This is a genomic window from Microbacterium testaceum StLB037 (assembly GCF_000202635.1).
In the GTDB taxonomy this organism is placed as follows: domain Bacteria; phylum Actinomycetota; class Actinomycetes; order Actinomycetales; family Microbacteriaceae; genus Microbacterium; species Microbacterium testaceum_F.
The window spans coordinates 211,994-229,864 of the sequence record NC_015125.1; the positions used below are offsets into that span (position 1 = coordinate 211,994).

Consider the following 17,871-nt stretch of genomic DNA (forward strand, 5'->3'; position numbering starts at 1 on the left):
GCGGGCACCCAGAACAGGGCAATCCGCCGCTCTGTGGCCTGTTCTCGTTCCATCCCCTGCACTCGTGACGTACCCACCCGCGCGCGCAACCCACCCCGCGTGAGGGCGCCGCTCTGTCAGGCTCGACCGATGAAGTCCTTCCGCTGCCGCGTGTGCAGGAACGCGCTCACGTTCGAGAACTCGGTCTGCGTCTCGTGCCACACCCCTCTCGGCTTCTCGCGCGACGAGGCCGAGATCGTCCCGGTCGACGAGAACGGCCGGTACGTCGACGCGGAGGAACGAACCTGGCACGTCTGCCGCAACCTGAACCTGTCCGGTTGCACGTGGCTCGCGCCGGTGGAAGGAGGGCAGTGCTCCGCCTGCGACCTGACGCGCGTGCGCCCGAACGACGCCGACGCGAAGGGCCTCTCGCAGTACCCCGTCGCCGAACGCGCGAAGCGCTGGCTACTCGTCGACCTCGACCGTCTCGGGTTTCCCGTCGTGGGCAAGGCCGAAGACCCCGAGCGCGGCCTGTGCTTCGACCTGCTGTCGAGCGTCGCCGAGGATGTCACGATCGGCCACGCCGACGGGGTGATCACGATCGACCTCGCCGAGAGCGACGACGCCTACCGCGTCCGGGTACAGGAGCAACTGGGCGAGCCGTACCGCACGATGCTCGGACACTTCCGCCACGAGAGCGGGCACTATTTCGAGTGGATCCTCGTCGAAGGAACCGACCGCCTCGCCGAGGCACGCGCGCTCTTCGGCGACGAGACCGCCGACTACCAGGCCGAGATCGACCGCCACTACTCCGAGGGGCCGCCCGCCGACTGGCCGGAGCGCTTCATCTCGACGTACGCGACCATGCATCCCTACGAGGACTTCGCCGAGACCTGGGCGCACTACCTTCACATCACCGACACCGTTGAGACGGCCACCGTCTACGGCCTCTCGCGCGTCGACGACGCGCCGGCATCCGCCCGCTTCCGTGAGTTCGTGACCGAGGTCTGGATGCCGCTGGCGAACGCGCTCAACATGGTCAACCGGTCGATGGGCAAGGACGACCTCTACCCCTTCCTCCTCCCGGATCCGGTGCTCGACAAGCTCGACTTCGTGGCGTCCCTCCGGGAGAGCGGGAGCGGCGAACCACTCCGCGGCGACGGCGAGACCCCGTAACGAGGTCGTCTCCTCGAAGCTCGGCCGGGCGTCAGCGCCGAGCCAGCGCCACCGCCGCGCGACGGTCCCGCACGCCGAGTTTGGCGAACAGGGCGATCACGTGCGTCTTCACGGTCGACACCTCGACGAACAGGCGCTCCGCGATCTCGGCGTTCGTGCACCCCTCGACCAGCAGGGCGAGCACGTCGATCTCGCGCCGGGTGAGCCGGGGGAAGCGTGCGGCGAGCCCCTCCCCCGGAGACGTCGTGGGCCGCGGACGGGTCAGGGAGTCCACGATGGTCGCGCCCACCTCGGCGCTGAAGATCGCCTGCCCGCGGGCGACCGACCGCACCGCCGCCGCCAGCTCAGCGCGACCGGCATCCTTCGTCAGATATCCCTTCGCGCCCGCAGTGAGCGCGGCGACGATGGACTCGTCGTCGGCGAACGTCGTCAGCACGAGCACCGCCGCGCTCGGAACATCGACGACGAGCCGGGCGGTGGCCGCGACGCCGTCCAGGCGTGGCATCCGAAGATCCATGAGGACGACGTCCGGATGCCGTTGCACGGCCAGCGCGACGGCTTCTTCGCCGTCCGCGGCGGTGCCGACGACCTCCACGTCGGGCAGGAGCGCGAGAACCGTGGCCAGTCCCTCCCGAACGATCGCCTGATCGTCCGCGACGAGCACGCGGATCGGTGGCTCTTCCCTCACGCGAGCACCTCCTCGACCGTGACGACGAAGGATCCTGCCTGGGGCCCGGCCGTGACCGTACCGCCGAGTGCGAGCGCGTTCACACGCTCCCGCATGCCGCGGAGGCCGAAGCCCTCCGTGGCGCTCGGCGCGGATTGCCGCGACGGCGGCAACGGGTTCTCGATGCTGAGGCGCACGGCGCGCGGTCGCCACGCGAGACGCGCGGTGACCGCGCACCCCGGGGCGTGTCGTCGGACATTGCTCAGCGCTTCCTGAAGGGCGCGGTGCAGGGCGTCCGCCTGGGCCCGGTCGAGGGGCGCGGGGACGCCCGAACGCTCCCAGGCGATCTCGCCCCCGAGCGCGCGGTGCATCTCGACCAGCTCGTCGAGGCGACGGTCGAGATCGACCGATGCGACCGGGTCGCGGTGAGCGGCTTCGGCTCCCGGCTCCCGCGGTTGGCGGAGGGCGGTGACGGCGCGACGCGCCTCGCCGAGACCGGATGCCGCGAGCTCACGCGCCGAGGTCACCCGACGGTGGGCGGACGACGCGTCTCCCGCCTCGAGGAGCGCCTCGGCGGCATCCAACTGCACGACCAGCCCACCGAGCGTGTGCGCGAGGACGTCGTGGAGATCGCGCGCGAGCTCGTTGCGCCCGGCCTCCTCGCGAAGGGCACGCTCTCGTTCTGCGAGGAGCGCTTCGCGCCGCCGGGCCTGCGCGCCCTGTCGACGGCTGAAACCGGCGAGTGCTCCGACCAGCACCGCAGCGACCATCCCGGCGAAAGCCGGCACCGACGTCGGCCACAGGACGGCGCCCACCGCGACCAGTGCCACACCCCCACCCGCCGTCACCGCCGCGGCGACGACCGACACCGTTTGATCGGCGACGAGCACCATGGCACACACGGTCGCGGGAATCAGCGAATTGGCGCCGGTCGATGTCCCCGCGAGGGCACCCGCGCCGACGGCGCACAGCGCGGCGACGCGCGCGGCCCGCGCCGCGACCGGCTGCGGCACGAAGACGAGAGCGGTGCGCACGACCCACGCCGCGAGAGCGAGGAGCGCCAGCGCCAGGGCCCACGGCGGGCGCGATGCGCTGAACAGACCCCAGGTGCACAGCGCCGCACCGAAGACGGTCAGTGCCGCTCCGAGGGCGGTGGGGCGGGGAGTCACGGCACCATCATCGCGCGGTGATGCGCGGAGGGCGCGCACCGCCGACGGGAAGGTCTCCGAGACGGGCACCGAGGATGAGGTTGCGAGCGGCGCGGTTCGCGGCGAAGACGAGCAGGATGACTCCGGCGCCAGTGACCGCGTGGGCGCCCATCGCCGTCGCGGCGACATCGAGACCGACGCGGACGAGGAGGAGCGCCGCCCAGAGGGCGAGCCCCCACCCCCCGGTGCGGGATTCGACGACCGCCCCCTCGCCGCCGCGGCCGGTGACGCGTTGCTCCAGCGGGCGGAAGTGCGCGAGCGCACCCATCCACGCGCCGACGCCGAGGGCGAGGACGAGTTCGATCACGAGGACAGCGACGTCGAGGCCGCTGATCGAGAGGTCTCCCCGCGCCAGGTTGACGACGCCAAGGGCCGCGAGGATGAGCGGCGTGCGCCACAGTTTCGCCGGGGAAACCGGACGCCACGTGGTCTGTCGGTACCCGAGCCAGCCGACGAGCAGGACGATGAGGACGATGTCCGCGAGCGTTTCGAGGTTCATACGTCGAGACTCGTCTCCGCGCGCTCGCTCGGCCTCCTCCGCCGGGGTGGAGAAAGGGTGGAGATCGCGCGTCAGGCGAACCCCGCCCTCAACGCGTCCAGGTGCGCCCGGGTCGCCGCGGCGGCGACATCGGCCCGGCGCTCGGCGATCGCGGCGACGACGTCCGCGTGGGCATCCTGGTCGGCGGCCTCGTCCGCGGCGGGTCGGAGGCGGAGCATGTCGACCATCGCGCGGCGCACGCGCGGGACGAAGCCGTCGAACATCTCGGCGAGCACCTCGTTGTGCGCGGCGACGACGATCGCGCGGTGCAGCACCATGTCGGCATCCACGTGCTCTTCGATGCTCTGACCCGGGGCCGTGCGTTCCGCGAGCGCGCGCTTCATTGCGCGCAGGTCGGCCGGGGTGCGCCGCGCGGCGGCGAGCGCGGCGGCCTCGACTTCGATCGCGGCACGGGCTTCGAGCACGGTGACGATATGGGCGCGGCGGAGCACTCGGTCCCAGTCCTCGGGGGCATCGAGCGCTGTCACGTAGACGCCCGATCCCTGCCGCGCGTCCAGCACGCCCCGACCGGCCAGCTGGCGGATCGCCTCGCGGACGGTCGAGCGTCCCACCCCCAGCTGCGGCGCGAGCGTCGTCTCCCCGGGGAGCTTGGCGCCCAGCGCCCACTCCCCCGCACGGATGCGCTCGAGCAGCACGTCGGCCGCCTGATCGGCGAGGGGTACGCGTCTGAGGTCCGGCATCCTGACTCCTCAACTTGTCTGAGGACTTATGCTACCGTCTCCCCGTGTCCTCCCGCGGATTCCTCCTTCTTCGTCGCCACGACGGGGCCTGATCAGACCGGCTCCCCGTCGTGGAGCCGAACACTGCGCCGGTCCCCTCGCGACACCCTGCGGAACCGAGAACATGACCACCTGGAACCGGCAGCGCCCCTCGCGCATGCCCTCGCACCGCTACACCGACGTCTACTCGCGGGTCGACATCCCGCTGGCCGACACCGAACGGCGGTGGCCGACACGCCGCATCACCGAAGCCCCGCTCTGGGTCCCCGTCGACCTGCGCGACGGCAACCAAGCCCTCTCCGAGCCCATGGACCCCGACCGCAAGCGCCTGTTCTTCGATCTCATGGTCCGGATGGGTTACACCGAGATCGAGGTCGGCTACCCCTCCGCCTCGCAGACCGACTTCGACTTCGTCCGGCTCATCGCCGAGCGCGACATCGCCCCCGACGACGTCACGATCGTCGTCTTCACCCCGGCCCGCCGCGACCTCATCGAACGCACCGTGGCCTCGATCGACGGCATCCGGAACGACGTCGTCATCCACCTCTACACGGCGACGGCTCCCACCTGGCGCGACACGGTGCTCGGCAAGGACCGCGACGAGCTGCGCGAGCTCATCCTCGCCGGGGGCCGCGACGTCCGGGAGCTCGCGGGGCACCTCCCGAACGTGCGGTTCGAGTTCTCGCCCGAGGTGTTCACCCTGACCGAGCCCGACTACGTCCTCGAGGTCTGCGACGCGATGACGGAGCTGTGGGATGCCACCCCCGAGCGTCCCGTCATCCTGAATCTGCCCGCGACGGTCGAGGTCGCCACCCCGAACGTGTACGCCGACCAGATCGAGTACATGCACACCCACCTCGCCCGCCGCGACGCGGTGATCCTGTCGGTGCACCCTCACAACGACCGCGGCACGGGCGTCGCGTGCGCGGAGCTGGCCGTGCTCGCCGGCGCGCAGCGAGTGGAAGGCTGCCTCTTCGGCAACGGGGAACGCACCGGCAATGTCGACCTCGTGACCCTCGCCCTGAACCTGCACGCGCAGGGCGTCGACCCGATGATCGATTTCTCCGACATCGACGCGATCCGCCGGACCGTGGAGCACTGCAACCGTCTCGAGGTCCCCGCGCGGCATCCCTATGTCGGAGATCTCGTGCACACGGCCTTCAGCGGCACGCACCAGGATGCCATCCGCAAGGGCTTCGCCGAGCACCGCGCCCGCGCTCTCGCCGAGGGGCGCGACGAGCGGGACATCGCCTGGCGGGTGCCCTACCTGCCCATCGATCCGGCCGACATCGGCCGCACCTACGACGCCGTGATCCGCGTGAACTCCCAGTCGGGGAAGGGCGGCATCGCCTACCTGCTCGAGACGGAGTACGGCCTGGAGCTGCCCCGCCGCCTGCAGATCGACCTGTCGCACCAGGTGCAGCGGCACACCGACCGCACGGGCGACGAGGCCACGGCCGACGACATCTGGGCGATCTTCACCGGGGCGTACCTGTCCGTCCCCGAGGGCGCCGTACGGGTGTCGTCGCTGCACGTCGGCACGGGAGCGGACGTGACGGTCGAGGTCGACGGCACCGCGTACCACGGCGTCTCCGAGACGGGCCCGGTCGGCGCTCTCGTCGGCGCGCTGGCCCTCGGCGGTATCGAACTCGAGATCCTGTCGCTGCACCAGAGCTCGCTGCGGGCGGGAGCGGATGCCGAGGCCCTCACCCTCCTCGAGTACCGCGGCCCCGCCGGCCCCGCGTGGGCGGCCGGGCGCGACGGATCCGTCCTCTCGGCCACGGTGGACGCGGTGGTGCGCGCGGCGAACGCGGTGGCGGCGGCGCGAGAGGTGGTCGGATCGTGATGACCGTCGTCCACCTCTTCCACGACGACCCCGACTCGCTCCTGATCGGCAGCAGGCTCCCCCGCCGGATGGCCGAGGCAGCGAGCCCCGACGATCCGCCCCTCGAGGTCTTCGTGTTCGGTGCCGCGCAGCGGCGTCTCGGGCGAGACGACACTGACCTCGACCGACGCTTCAACGCGCAGGTCGACGATCTGCTCGCCGCCGGGATCCCCGTCGGCGCGTGCCTCACGCTCGCGCGGGCCGACGGCCTCGAAGACGCCCTGACAACCCGCGGGCTGACGCTGACCGTGGCACGCGACGCCTTCCTCCGTTATGCGAGGGAGGGGGCCACGGTCATCGGCTTCTGACCGCTCCCGCGGGGCGGCGGGAGGAGCGTCATCGCCCGAAGCCGTCCCGCCAGGTCGGATACCGCAGGTCGAGTCCCCACGCCCGAGCGCGCGCGTTGCTCACGGGGCGACCGATGTCACCGCTCTCGCGGGCCTCGGGGGCGGGCGCTCCGACGGCGCGCGCGAACACCGGGGCCCACTCGATACCGGTGGCCGGCTCGTCGTCGACGATGTTCCAGGTTCCGGCAGGCCCATCGAGAGCGAGCAGCGCCGCACGCGCCGCGTCGCAGACATGGATGAAGGACGCCACCGTCTCGGTCGCGGGGAGCACCCCATCGCGCGCGGCTTGCCCGAAACGCCCCGCGGGAGAAAACCACGTCCCATCTCCGTACAGCTGACCGAACCGCAGCACGACGCTCCGGGGGATCTGCCGCACGGTCTCTTCGAGCGTCTGGATGGCCTGGATCGTCGTGCGGCGGGGCTCGGCGGCATCGATATCCAGCGGGGTGTCCTCCGTGGCGATGTCGGGATGCGACGGATAGACCCACGAGATGCTCTCCGCGACGACGGAATCCACCCCCGCGGCGCGCGCCGCGTCGACGAGGTTGCGCGTGCCGATGGTCCGGAGGCGGGCGTTGCTCGCCGAGTCGCCGCCGGCGAGGTCGGTGAGCAGGTCGACGATCGCGTCGGGGCGAGCTTCCCCCACCGCTCGCGTGAGCATCGCCGCATCGAACGCGTCGGCGACGACCGGCGTAGCGCCGAGCGCGCGGATCGCATCGGCTCCCCGATCGGTCCTCGTCATTCCGACGACGTCATGGCCGACGGCTGACGCCTCCGCGAGGAAGGCCCTCCCGAGCACACCGGATGCGCCCGCAACGAAGATCCTCACCGTGCGTCCTGCCTTTCTCCGCGCCCGCGAACCGCGCGCACGTCGAGCGCCGTGATCACCGCGATCATGTCGAGGGCTCCCGCGTCGCCCTCACGTGCGTCGCGAGGTGCAGGCTCGCCAGAGCGGCGCGGGCGTGTGCGATCGACTCCACCTCGTCGGGCGCGGCTTGCAGCCCGAGGAGGCGTCGTCGGTGCGCTTCGCCGAGCAGGAGCGCGAAGAGGGCTTCGGCCCGCGCCTCGTCCCGTCCCGGCAGCCGCTCGGCGAGAGCGGTGATGTAACGGCGCGGTCCCCGGGCGTAGAAACGCTCGGCGAGGTCGGGCCGACGGCGCGACTCCGCGATGACAAGCCGGTGCAGCCCGACCGCGTCGTCGGCGTGCAGGGTCCGGACGATGGTCGATGCCCGTTCCTCCAGCCCGTCTTCCGGCGAGAGGTCGAGCAGGGCCGTCTCCCCCAGGCGTTCGACGGCGGCGAGGAACACCTCGGTGCGGTCGCCGATGTACGAGTAGATCGTGCGCTTGGTGACGCGGGCGGCGGCGGCGATGGCATCCAGGGTCACCGCTTCGAAGCCCAGGTCGAGGAACAAGCGAACGGCTGCGTCGAGGATGTCGTCGCGACGCTGCGCGCGCTCGCCCTCCGTGGGGCGGCCACGCTTTCGAGCAGTGTCCGGCATCAGCGGTCCTCCTTGCGTCGAGTCTCCTCCATCATAGAATGACACGCATTCCGTATCATTCTTGCGACAGGCGATCCCTGCGCGACGAGGAGACCCCCATGCCCACACCCCGCCCTCCCCGCTCCACCGCCCGGCGCGCCACGAAGCGACCGACCGCCGTCGAGTTGCGCGCCCTCTACCGCGAGATGCTGCTGATCCGACGATTCGAAGAACGCGCCGCGCGCGCCTACTCCGAGGCGAAGATCGGCGGCTACTGCCATCTCAACCTCGGCGAGGAAGCGACGGTGGTGGGGCTCATGGCGGCCCTCGAGCCCGGCGATTACCTCTACGCCAATTACCGCGAACACGGCTACGCCCTGGCGCGCGGCATCTCCCCCGAACGAGCGATGGCCGAGCTCTACGGCCGCACGGACGGGGTCTCGAAGGGGTGGGGCGGCTCGATGCACATGTTCGACCTCGACGCGCGCTTCATGGGCGGGTACGGGATCGTCGGCGGCCAGGTGCCGCTCGCCACCGGCACCGCCCTCGCGATCCACTACCGGGGAGAAGACGATGTCGTCATGTGCCTCATGGGCGACGGCACCACCAACATCGGCGCGTTCCACGAGTCGCTCAACATCGCCGCCCTCTGGAACCTGCCGATCGTGTACGTCGTCAACAACAACGGCCTCGGGATGGGCACGACCGTCGAGCAGTCCTCCGCCGAACCGGAGCTTCACCGCCGCGCCTCGTCCTACCGGATGCCGTCCGCCCGCGTCGACGGCTTCGACCCGGGCGCCGTGCGCGAGGCCGCTCGCATCGCCCGCGACAGCGCGCGAGCGGGAACGCCGTACCTGCTCGAGACCATGACCGGGCGCATGAAGGGTCACTCCGTCGTCGACCCGGCGCGCTACCGCACGGCGGAGGAGGCCGCCGCCGCCAAGGCCGCCGACCCCGTCGCGGCCTTCGCCGCGCGTCTGCGCGCGGACGACGTGCTGAGCGCCGACGACCTCGACGCCCTCGACCGCGAGGTCACCGCCGAAGTGACGGCGGCCGCGGCGTTCGCCGACGCCAGCCCTCACCCGGACGTCTCCACGCTCTTCGACTACACCTACGCCACCCCCGTCCCCAACGACGCGAGACGACTCCCCGGCGAGGCGCTGTTCCCCGCCGCCCCGAGACCGGCCCGGTCCCTGCCTGAGGAGGTGTCCGCGTGAGCGTCATCAGCTACCGGCAGGCCCTGCACGACGCACTCCGCTCCGAGATGCAGCGCGACGCCGATGTGTTCCTCCTCGGCGAGGAGATCGGCCTGTTCGAGGGGTCCTACAAGATCACCGCCGGACTCCTCGCCGAGTTCGGGCCGACGCGCGTCCGCGACACGCCCATCGCCGAGGAGGGCTTCACCGGAGCCGCGATCGGCGCCGCCATGGTCGGGCTGCGTCCGGTCGTCGAGATCATGACCATCAACTTCTCCCTCCTCGCCCTCGATCAGATCGTCAACCACGCCGCCAAGATCTACGGCATGTTCGGCGGGCAGGCCCGCGTGCCCCTCGTCATCCGGACACCCGGCGGCGGCGGGCAACAACTCGGCGCGACCCACTCGCAGAACATCGAGCTGTACTACGCGTTCGTCCCCGGCATGAAGGTGGTCGCCCCCGCGACCCCCGCCGACGCCAAGGCCCTCATGCTCGCCGCGATTCGCGACGACGACCCCGTGCTCGTGCTCGAGAACCTCGCGCTCTACAACACCACGGGCGAGGTTCCCGACGACATCGCTCCGGCCGAGATCGGTCGCGCTGCGGTCACGCGCCAGGGCACCGACATCACCGTCGTCGCATACTCGCGCATGGCTGTCGTCGCCCTCGAGGCCGCCGATCGCCTCGCGGCGGAGGGGATCGACGTCGAAGTGGTCGATCTCCGCAGTCTCCGACCTCTCGACCGCGACACGATCATCGCCTCGGTGAAGAAGACGACCTGCGCCGTGACGCTCGAGGACGACTGGCTCACGTACGGCATCGGCGCGGAGATCGCCGCCACCATCAGCGACGGGGCGTTCGACTGGCTCGATGCCCCGGTCCGCCGGGTCGCGATGGCCGAGGTCCCCATGCCCTACGCCAAGACCCTCGAGACGGCCGCCCTGCCGTCCGTGGACGACGCCGTGACGGCGATCCGCGAGACCCTCGACGCCGTCGCCCGGCGCCGCTGAACCCCCGAAGCGAGACGAACCATGATCGACATCCTCATGCCGCGCCTGTCCGACACCATGACGGAAGGCGCGATCGCCGTCTGGCGGAAGAAGCCCGGCGATCCCGTCGCCCCCGGGGACGTGCTCCTCGAGATCGAGACCGACAAAGCCCTCATGGAGCAGGAGGCCTACGACGCCGGCACCCTCGTCGAGATCCTCGTCCCCGAGGGAGAGAACGTCGCGATCGGCACCCCCATCGCACGGCTGGACGACGGGAAGGAGCCCGCTCCGCTCGCGTCGTCCGAGCGCGCGGACCTCCCGGCGCCCGCAGCGCCACGGGCTCCGGAACCGGATGCCACGCCGCCCGCGCCCCCGCACGGTCGGGCCACCCCGCTGGTCCGGCGTCTCGCCAAGGAACAGGGCATCGATCTGTCGTCGCTCACGGGATCCGGTCCGGGCGGACGCATCGTGCGCGCCGATCTCGACGCCGCGGCCGAGGCACCGGCATCCCCCGTTCCGTCCGGCGAGGGTGCGGAGTCGCCCGCCGACATCACGCGCATCCCCTTCGACGGCATCCGCCGGGCGATCGCGACACGTCTCAGCGACAGCGCCGCGACGATCCCGGTGTTCCACGCCACCGCCGCGGCCGACGTCACCGATCTGCTCGCACTGCGCACCCAGCTCAATGCGGTGGGAGACACGCGGATCTCGGTCAACGATCTCGTCGTGAAAGCCGTCGCGCTCGCCCTCCGCGACCACCCCGGGATCAACGCCGCGTACTCGCCCGACGACGGCGGGCAGACCGTCATCCACCACGGCATCCACGTCGGTGTCGCCGTCGCCGCCCCCTCGGGCCTCGTGGTGCCCGTCGTCCGCGACGCCGACCGCTCGAGCATCTCCACGATCGCGCGACGGACCCGCGAGCTCGCCGACCGCGCCGCCGCACGCACCCTCACCGTCGACGAGATGAACGGCGGCACCTTCACCGTCAGCAATCTCGGCATGTTCGGCGTCGAGCACTTCACCGCCATCATCAACCCGCCGCAGGGCGCGATCCTCGCCGTGGGTGGCATCACCGACGAGCTCGCCCTCGTCGACGAGGGCGTGGTCGCGCGTCGCCGCCTGCGCGTCACGCTCACCTGCGACCATCGCATCATCGACGGCGCCGCGGCGGGGCGGTTCCTCGCCGGGCTGACGGCGGTGCTGGAGGCGCCGTTGCGGGTGCTCACGTGAAGCCGCCGAGCCCCCGGACGCGGCGGGAATCTGCTGTCGGCTTCCGTGCCGCGAGCGGAGACCCGCCGAGAGGCGGTCGGAGCCCCGCATAGCATCGACATATGGGGGACAAAGGTCGACGCCGGAACATCTTGTACCGCACGAGATGGATGGTGCCCGCGGTCGCGGTCGCCCTCGCCGCGCTGTCCGCCGGGCTGGGCCAGGTGGCGCAGGCGCACATCCTCGCTCAGCCGGACAAGCCGATCACGTTCGTCGTCGACGGGGATCTGCCGTTCGGCATCACCCAGGAGACCATGGATGCCGCGGCCCGGGGCCGCGCCCTGAGCTACGAGCCGTTCACGGTGCTGGTCGTCGAGCGCGACCTCACCTGGGACGAGTACGAGAACGGCGAACTCCCCCGTGGTGCGGACGTCATGGTCTCCGTGGGGATCGACCCCGAGGATCCCGACCTCGTCCTCCCCGACGCCTCGCGCGCCTCGGTGGCGAAACGTCTCAAGGGAGACGGCTGGAACCCGAACTACTCGGCGGCCGTCGACATCCGGGAGGCCTTCCTCAACAACGTGACGCAGGGCCAGGGGCCGGGCGCCGTCGTCGGGGCGGCGCTGACCGCGGCGTCGCGGGCGTTCGACGGAGGCCCCCGGTCGCCCGTGCTCTGGGTCTCCCTCGCGGCGCTGCCGCTGCTCGTCGGGCTCTTCATGATGGTGCTGTGGGCGCGCTACCTCGCGCGAGAGCGGAACCGCCGGAGGACGTTCTCCCGGGCGCGACTCGAGCTCGCCCGCGTCGTGCTCGAGCTCGACCTCCTCGAGGCGCACGTCGACATCGCCGGTGCCGAGCTCGATCGCGGGGCGCGGGGCCGCGCGCGCGATGCAGCGAAGGACGTCAAGGGGAAACTGCAGAAGGACTGGGCGGCGATCCGCAAGGAGAGCCTGAAACTCGCCCACGAGGAGCAGGTGCTCGCGCGCGAGCTCCTCGACCCGTCGACCCGCGTACACGAGCGGGGCGCCCCCGAGAAGCCGCTGGATCTCGCGACGTTCGCGAAGCGCACCGCTGCCCTCCGGCGTCGCGCGGACGCGCTCGTCGCCGCCTCGTCGCTGCGGGTGGGGCATGCCGCGGGCGGGACGATCCTCGGCCGGATCGCTCTGACGTCGACCCTCGCCGTGGACGACGTGCTCGCCCGCCCCGATCTCCTCTCGCCCGCAGAGACGGAGACGCTCAGCCGGCAACGGGGCGATCTTCTCGCCCTCGTCCGCGAGGCGGACACCACCTTCGGCGCCGACAACGGACCCGAGGTCGTCGTCCGCCACGTGGACCTGATGACGAGGTGGCGGGAAGCCGAACGCCGGTTGGCGGTCACACTGACGCGGATCGAGCACCGCCTCGAGAAGAAGCTCCCCCGCGGGACGACGTCGCACATCGCCGCCGGGGCATTGGATCGGCGTCTCCAAGATCGGGCGCGCATCGCCACGGGAGGCGCCGCCGAATCGCTGGACGAGCTCCGCTCGTCGCTCGATCTCACGCCGCGCAAAGGTCTTCCCCCGGCCCCCCACGCCGAACGGATCCTCCTCATCGCCGACGCGCTCGTCGCCGCGAAACGCGGCGCCACTCCCCCGCGACGGGCGGGTTCCGGCATCCCCGTCGACAGGCTCGCACCGGACTTCATCCCTCTCGCCGTCGCCGGAATCCCCCTGGTGGCGGCCCTGATCGCCGGCTTCCTGGCAACGTCCGCCATGGAACGCGGCGACGCCACGTACGGACGCGAGCTGACCGGCGACGTCCCCCTCGCCAGCCTCGAGATCGTGGGCGACCCCGCCCTCCTCCCGGCCTTCACCAACGCCGAGGATGCCGAGCGCGACGGCCCCAACATCGACACGCTGACGCTGGACTTCGTGCGGGATGCCATGGAGCGCACCGCGCAGCGCAGCGACGACGACGCCCTTCTTCCGGAGCGGATCGACCTGGTCGTCCCTCTTCTCGCGATCGACGACTACGTCACGGTCCGCCCGAATCCCGAGGTCGAAGACGGCGTGAAGCTCGATTACTTCGAGGTGCTGGGGGCCTACGCCCGCATCAAGGCGGAGGTCGAGGCCGAGGTGCCGGGGACGCTCGACCCGGCGACCGGTGACGTGCGAGCCGGACACGCGATCCTTCCTCTCTGGATACAGAAGGACGGCTCGTACGGGGTCGGTCTCGCCCTGACGGGAACGCTCAGCACCGGGACGGAGAGCCGGCTCGGAGCATACGACTTCCTCGCGACGGAGCCCCGCTTCACGAACGAACCCGGCGAGGACTGGGCCAATCCAGCGGGCTGGGTCGTGGCATCCGAGATGATCAAGCTCGGCCGACAGCTGGAGTACAACGACCTGCGCGTCAGCTCCCTGTCCCCCGCGGCGCTGTTCTGGGTCGTCGCCCTCGCGACGTGGACCGGCGTCCAGACCCTCGCGATGATCGTGTGGTCGCTCGCCCAGCTGCTCCTGCGCGGCGCCGGATCCCGCCGAACGCGCGCTCAGCTGCGGGAGCTGCGCGACAAGCTCAACGCGCTCGCGATGGGGCTCGACCTGTCGAGACTGGATGCCGTCGCCGTCCTGGGAACCGCCGACGGCCACCGCGGCCAGGCGGCCGAGGCCGACCAGCAGCTCTCCGAGACCGTGCTGTTCACCGCATGGCGCGAGGTTCAGGCGCTCGAGGCTCTGCCCCGGCGCGAGCAGCGCGGCCCGGAGTGGCGCCAGCGCGTCGAGCGGATGGGCACTGTCATCGACGCGCTCGCCGTCCGCGAGGCCGGGGTCGCCGAGCGGGCGTTGGTGCTGGTCCGGTCGTACAGCTGAGTCGACGGCCCTGCTGTTCAGAACGAGGCCGCGTCGCGGAGCCCCTCCTCGATCTGGTTCGTCGCGGTGACGATCGCGTCCTGGTCGGGGTGACCGAACAACCCCGACAGCGCCCGGCCGTACAGGCTGCGGAGCTGCTCGACCACCTGGACCCCGCGGAGTTCGAGGTGCAGCAGGGTGCTTCGGCGGTCCTGCGGATTCGGCGCGCGATGGATGAACTGCCGAGACTCCAGCCGTTCGATCACCGCACTGACGAGGCTGCTGCCGACCTGGAGAAAGGTGGCGAGTTCTTTCGGTGTCCGCGGAGATTCATCCACGCCGAGGAACTTCAGTGCGCGCAGGTCGATGGGGTTGAGTTCGTGCTCCACCGCCAGACGCTGGAGGAGGTGCGCGTTCTGCACCTGCATCCGGTACCACGCCGAGACGAGTGCTTCCGAAGCCGCCGAGGGGAGTGATTCCCTCGCGGGATTGTGCTCATACCCCATCGAAAAAGAATAGTCCACACTATCCCTCACTTTTTGAGTTACTAGTTTGACTTACTTATAGTTCCGCTAGGCACCTTCAGAACGGTGCCGAGAGAGCATGTCCCGTCGACCTCGTCGATGGCGTTTGAAGAACCACCCCGTCTGCACCACGCATGCATCACGCACTTCATACCCACTCGCCCTCCCCGTGAAGGACTCATCCTCATGCGCAAAGCACCCGCCACCCCCTCGCGCCGTCTCGGCAAGATCGCGACCATCGCGGTGATCCCCCTCTCCCTGATCGCCGCGGGAGCGCTGGTCTCCACCGCGTCGTACTCGGCCTTCTCCGCGACGACCTCGAATCCCTCGAACAACTGGTCGGCGGGCTCGGTCGGGCTCTCGAACAGCTCCCCCAACAGCGCGGCGTTCGACGCGACGAACCTGAAGCCGGGATCGACAGGCACGACGTGCGTCGCCGTCACCTCCACCGGCACCCTGCCGTCCGCGGTCAAGCTCTACGCCACGGATGCCTCGCAGAGCCAGGGCATCGGTGACTGGCTCAACCTCACGGTCACCCAGGGCACGGGCGGTGGCAACGGCAGCTGCAACGGCTTCTCGCCGATCGCCTCCGGCGCGTCGGTCTATGACAACACCCTGACCGCATTCGTGAACGACGCCACGGACTACCGCAGCGGAGTGGGCAGCTGGGCACCCGCGGGCGGGGACTCCCCCGAGACGCGCACCTTCCAGATCACCTACTCGGTGTCGTCGAACGCCCCCTCCTCCATCATGGGCGCGACCGCCAACGTCAACTTCACCTGGGAAGCCCAAAATCAGTGAGCTGAGGAGTCGCTCCACCGACGGCGCGGGCGGGTCATCCTCGACGGATCCCGCCCGCCCGCTGCGGGCCTGGCTGCGCTTCGGCACGGTGATCACCGCACGAGCCGCCCTCGCCGTCGTCTTCGGCATGACGTTCTGGGCGGTCGCACCGTTGGTCATCGGATGGCAGACGACCACGGTGATGACCGGCTCAATGGAACCCGCCATCCAGCCGGGCGACCTCGTCGTCAGCCGGCCCATCGATCCTGCCGAGCTGCGTCCCGGTCAGGTGATCCTCGTCACCGACCCGGACCACCCCGGGCGACTCCGCCTCCACCGCCTCCACGCCGTCGACGGCGACGAGCTCATCACCAAAGGAGACGCCAACCCCGAGGCCGACTCCTCGCCGGTGCTCCGGTCTGATGTCCTGGGCGTCGGAGCCCTCCGGGTCCCCTGGATCGGCATCCCCATCCAACAAGCTCGCGACGGCGACGCCGTGGGTCTCACCTCGACGGTTCTCGGTCTCGTCGCCATCATCGGCATCGCACTCGCGCCCGCCATCGCAAGCGGCGCGGGCGATCCGCCGGAACCAGACCCCGAGCTGCCCGAGAGAACACCTTCGCGGGATGCCGAAACAAGGCGCGTCAGATCTCGCACGGCCGCGTTCGTCGTCGCCGTCACGGTCGCCGCCGTCGTGGCGGCCTCGCCGGCTCACGCGGCGGCCTTCTCCGCCCGCACGCAGACCTCCGGATCCCTGCAAGCGGCGACGCCGGTGGCGCCGTCGGACCTCACGTGCGCGAACAACTTCGACGGCTCGGTGACCATCGGGTGGGCCTACGACGCCGAGAGGCCTTACAACTTCGAGATCCTCGTCGACGGCCGCGGCTCCATCGCCACCCTCGGACCCGACGCCCGCTCCATCCAGCTCCGGGCGAACACCCCGTTCTCGTTCGGCCGAACCTCGGTGGTCCGCGTGCGCACCAACCTCACCCAGACGTGGGGCGCGACGAGCTCGGACTCCCGCAGCGTCACGACCGTGACGATTCTGTGGGTCGGGGTGGCGCGGTGCGCATGAGCCTCGGGCTCCCGCTGCTTGTTCTTGTCACACGCCGCGGAATTCTGCCCGTAAATCAGCGAACGCTTGGCGGTACCCGTCTCGCCCGTGGACGTATGCCAGGCACACGACGCTTTGCAGGGCGGAGATGAGGGAGTCTCGTCCCGTGGAGTACTGCAGGGCGCGGATCGCCCACTCCTCCGGCGAGTCGCGGCTCGCGCCGTCGGGAGGCGCCGGAACGCTCGTGCGCCGCACCCGCGACCACTCGAGGACGTCCCAGCCGTACCGGAGCTCGTCAAACGGCGGAGGCGCCGATTCGCCTCTGCGCAAAGCATCCACCGCCGGTTCGAGGAGAGACTCCCCACTCAGCCCGGAAGCCTCCAGGCACCGCAGCGCCGCCCACGCCGCAATCTGACGCTGAGTGATCTCGTCGGCGTCGGCGATCGCGAACTCAAGATCCACATCGAGCTCGGTCAGCACGTCCAATGGCGAGCCCGCGTCGACGAGTTCCATCAGACGATCGTTCGGGACACGGTCCCCCCACCGCGCGCGGGCTCGGTCCCTGCGTTCGGCTGCGTCGAGGATCTCCTGCTCGTCCATCTCCTCGGGCACGATGGTTCGCCGCGCGCGATGCCAGGCCTCGGCTCGCTCACTGGTCTGAACCAGGATGCGACCCGGCGCCGGAGGAGCCGGCCAGAACTGCAGCAGATAGGAGTCAGTGCCGTCGTCGCTGACCATCGCCTCGTCGAATCCGGAGGCGCAGTAGCGAACCCGATAGTCCCCGCGAGGAAGGTCGAACGGGAATTCCTCACCCATGAGACCGGTGAGGAACGCCTCGTCGGACTCCGACTGGAAGGAGACCTCGACGACCTCTTCCCACGCCGGGTCCACCGCCGGCGCGGACTCGTGCAACTCGATACGGAACGGCACGTATCCCGTGTGCGTTCCCGTGATGAGTTCGAGCATGCCCGGGACGCCCGCGCCACACAGACCGTTGGTCTCGTCGGCCCACGGCGCGCTGAGATCGTAGCCGTCGGCTTCCTCGTCGGTCGTGATGGTCGCCATCGAAGAGGACACGTCGACGCGGGGGTGATCGAGGAGGATTCGCACTCACGGATGCTATCGGGGCAAGCGCGAGCGCTCGGGGTGCCACCTCGACGCGTGCAGGGCGCGTCGCGTGGAACGACGAAGGGCCGGAATCTCGTGAGATTCCGACCCTGATCTGTCCAGATGACACGATATGAACCTGTGAACCCTTGACCCCCAGTTTGCCGTA

At 70.6% G+C, this 17,871-nt stretch carries 17 protein-coding genes; 9 read left to right on the forward strand and 8 right to left on the reverse strand.

Going from position 1 to position 17,871, the window contains the following annotated elements:
* The first annotated feature begins 129 nt into the window (after window positions 1-129).
* Window positions 130-1,155 carry a zinc-binding metallopeptidase family protein gene (locus MTES_RS01025; RefSeq protein ID WP_013583301.1) on the forward strand — a complete coding sequence of 342 codons (1,026 nt, stop codon included), beginning with the start codon at window positions 130-132 and terminating at the stop codon, window positions 1,153-1,155.
* 31 nt (window positions 1,156-1,186) lie between these two features.
* Here MTES_RS01025 and MTES_RS01030 read toward each other — a convergent pair whose 3' ends face one another.
* The 4 genes from MTES_RS01030 to MTES_RS01045 form a co-directional block, all read right to left on the reverse strand.
* Window positions 1,187-1,843: a response regulator transcription factor gene (locus MTES_RS01030; protein WP_013583302.1), complete on the reverse strand. Its 657-nt coding sequence runs from the start codon at window positions 1,841-1,843 to the stop codon at window positions 1,187-1,189.
* Window positions 1,840-2,991, reverse strand: coding sequence for a sensor histidine kinase (locus MTES_RS01035; protein WP_013583303.1), 1,152 nt, complete (start codon window positions 2,989-2,991; stop codon window positions 1,840-1,842). The genes MTES_RS01030 and MTES_RS01035 overlap by 4 nt, the downstream gene beginning before the upstream one ends.
* A gap of 7 nt (window positions 2,992-2,998) precedes the next feature.
* On the reverse strand, window positions 2,999-3,529 hold the full coding sequence (locus MTES_RS01040) for a hypothetical protein (protein ID WP_013583304.1): 531 nt from the start codon (window positions 3,527-3,529) through the stop codon (window positions 2,999-3,001).
* Between the two features lie 71 nt (window positions 3,530-3,600).
* Window positions 3,601-4,269 carry a FadR/GntR family transcriptional regulator gene (locus tag MTES_RS01045; RefSeq protein WP_013583305.1) on the reverse strand — a complete coding sequence of 223 codons (669 nt, stop codon included), beginning with the start codon at window positions 4,267-4,269 and terminating at the stop codon, window positions 3,601-3,603.
* Between the two features lie 163 nt (window positions 4,270-4,432).
* On the opposite strand from MTES_RS01045, the gene MTES_RS01050 reads away from it, so the two are divergent.
* Complete coding sequence (locus tag MTES_RS01050) at window positions 4,433-6,154, forward strand: 2-isopropylmalate synthase (RefSeq protein ID WP_013583306.1); 1,722 nt, start codon at window positions 4,433-4,435, stop codon at window positions 6,152-6,154.
* The gene (locus tag MTES_RS01055; protein WP_158309736.1) at window positions 6,151-6,501 is read left to right on the forward strand and encodes a hypothetical protein; all 351 of its coding nucleotides are present in this window, start codon (window positions 6,151-6,153) and stop codon (window positions 6,499-6,501) included. Before MTES_RS01050 ends, MTES_RS01055 begins: the two co-directional genes overlap by 4 nt.
* Before the next feature lie 28 nt (window positions 6,502-6,529).
* Here the strand turns inward: MTES_RS01055 and MTES_RS01060 are convergent, their stop codons facing one another.
* Together MTES_RS01060 and MTES_RS18275 are read right to left on the reverse strand one after the other, a co-directional pair.
* A complete protein-coding gene (locus tag MTES_RS01060) occupies window positions 6,530-7,369 on the reverse strand; it encodes an NAD-dependent epimerase/dehydratase family protein (RefSeq protein ID WP_013583308.1) in 840 nt (279 codons plus the stop codon).
* Between the two features lie 64 nt (window positions 7,370-7,433).
* Window positions 7,434-8,039: a TetR/AcrR family transcriptional regulator gene (locus MTES_RS18275; RefSeq protein WP_013583309.1), complete on the reverse strand. Its 606-nt coding sequence runs from the start codon at window positions 8,037-8,039 to the stop codon at window positions 7,434-7,436.
* A 98-nt stretch (window positions 8,040-8,137) separates the two neighbouring features.
* Between MTES_RS18275 and pdhA the strand changes: the two genes are divergently transcribed.
* From pdhA to MTES_RS01085, 4 genes are all read left to right on the forward strand, one after another.
* Window positions 8,138-9,235: a pyruvate dehydrogenase (acetyl-transferring) E1 component subunit alpha gene (pdhA, locus tag MTES_RS01070; RefSeq protein ID WP_013583310.1), complete on the forward strand. Its 1,098-nt coding sequence runs from the start codon at window positions 8,138-8,140 to the stop codon at window positions 9,233-9,235.
* Entirely contained in the window at window positions 9,232-10,224 is a 993-nt protein-coding gene (locus MTES_RS01075) for an alpha-ketoacid dehydrogenase subunit beta (RefSeq protein ID WP_013583311.1), read from the forward strand. The genes pdhA and MTES_RS01075 overlap by 4 nt, the downstream gene beginning before the upstream one ends.
* A gap of 21 nt (window positions 10,225-10,245) precedes the next feature.
* Window positions 10,246-11,436: a dihydrolipoamide acetyltransferase family protein gene (locus MTES_RS01080; protein ID WP_013583312.1), complete on the forward strand. Its 1,191-nt coding sequence runs from the start codon at window positions 10,246-10,248 to the stop codon at window positions 11,434-11,436.
* A 101-nt stretch (window positions 11,437-11,537) separates the two neighbouring features.
* Window positions 11,538-14,258: a hypothetical protein gene (locus MTES_RS01085; RefSeq protein WP_148272783.1), complete on the forward strand. Its 2,721-nt coding sequence runs from the start codon at window positions 11,538-11,540 to the stop codon at window positions 14,256-14,258.
* A gap of 17 nt (window positions 14,259-14,275) precedes the next feature.
* Here MTES_RS01085 and MTES_RS01090 read toward each other — a convergent pair whose 3' ends face one another.
* On the reverse strand, window positions 14,276-14,743 hold the full coding sequence (locus MTES_RS01090) for a MarR family winged helix-turn-helix transcriptional regulator (RefSeq protein WP_080575334.1): 468 nt from the start codon (window positions 14,741-14,743) through the stop codon (window positions 14,276-14,278).
* A 204-nt stretch (window positions 14,744-14,947) separates the two neighbouring features.
* Between MTES_RS01090 and MTES_RS01095 the strand changes: the two genes are divergently transcribed.
* A complete protein-coding gene (locus tag MTES_RS01095) occupies window positions 14,948-15,562 on the forward strand; it encodes a hypothetical protein (RefSeq protein WP_013583315.1) in 615 nt (204 codons plus the stop codon).
* Between the two features lie 88 nt (window positions 15,563-15,650).
* Entirely contained in the window at window positions 15,651-16,616 is a 966-nt protein-coding gene (locus MTES_RS18280) for a signal peptidase I (RefSeq protein WP_013583316.1), read from the forward strand.
* 27 nt (window positions 16,617-16,643) lie between these two features.
* Here the strand turns inward: MTES_RS18280 and MTES_RS19020 are convergent, their stop codons facing one another.
* Entirely contained in the window at window positions 16,644-17,705 is a 1,062-nt protein-coding gene (locus tag MTES_RS19020; RefSeq protein WP_013583317.1) for a hypothetical protein, read from the reverse strand.
* Window positions 17,706-17,871: the final 166 nt, after the last annotated feature.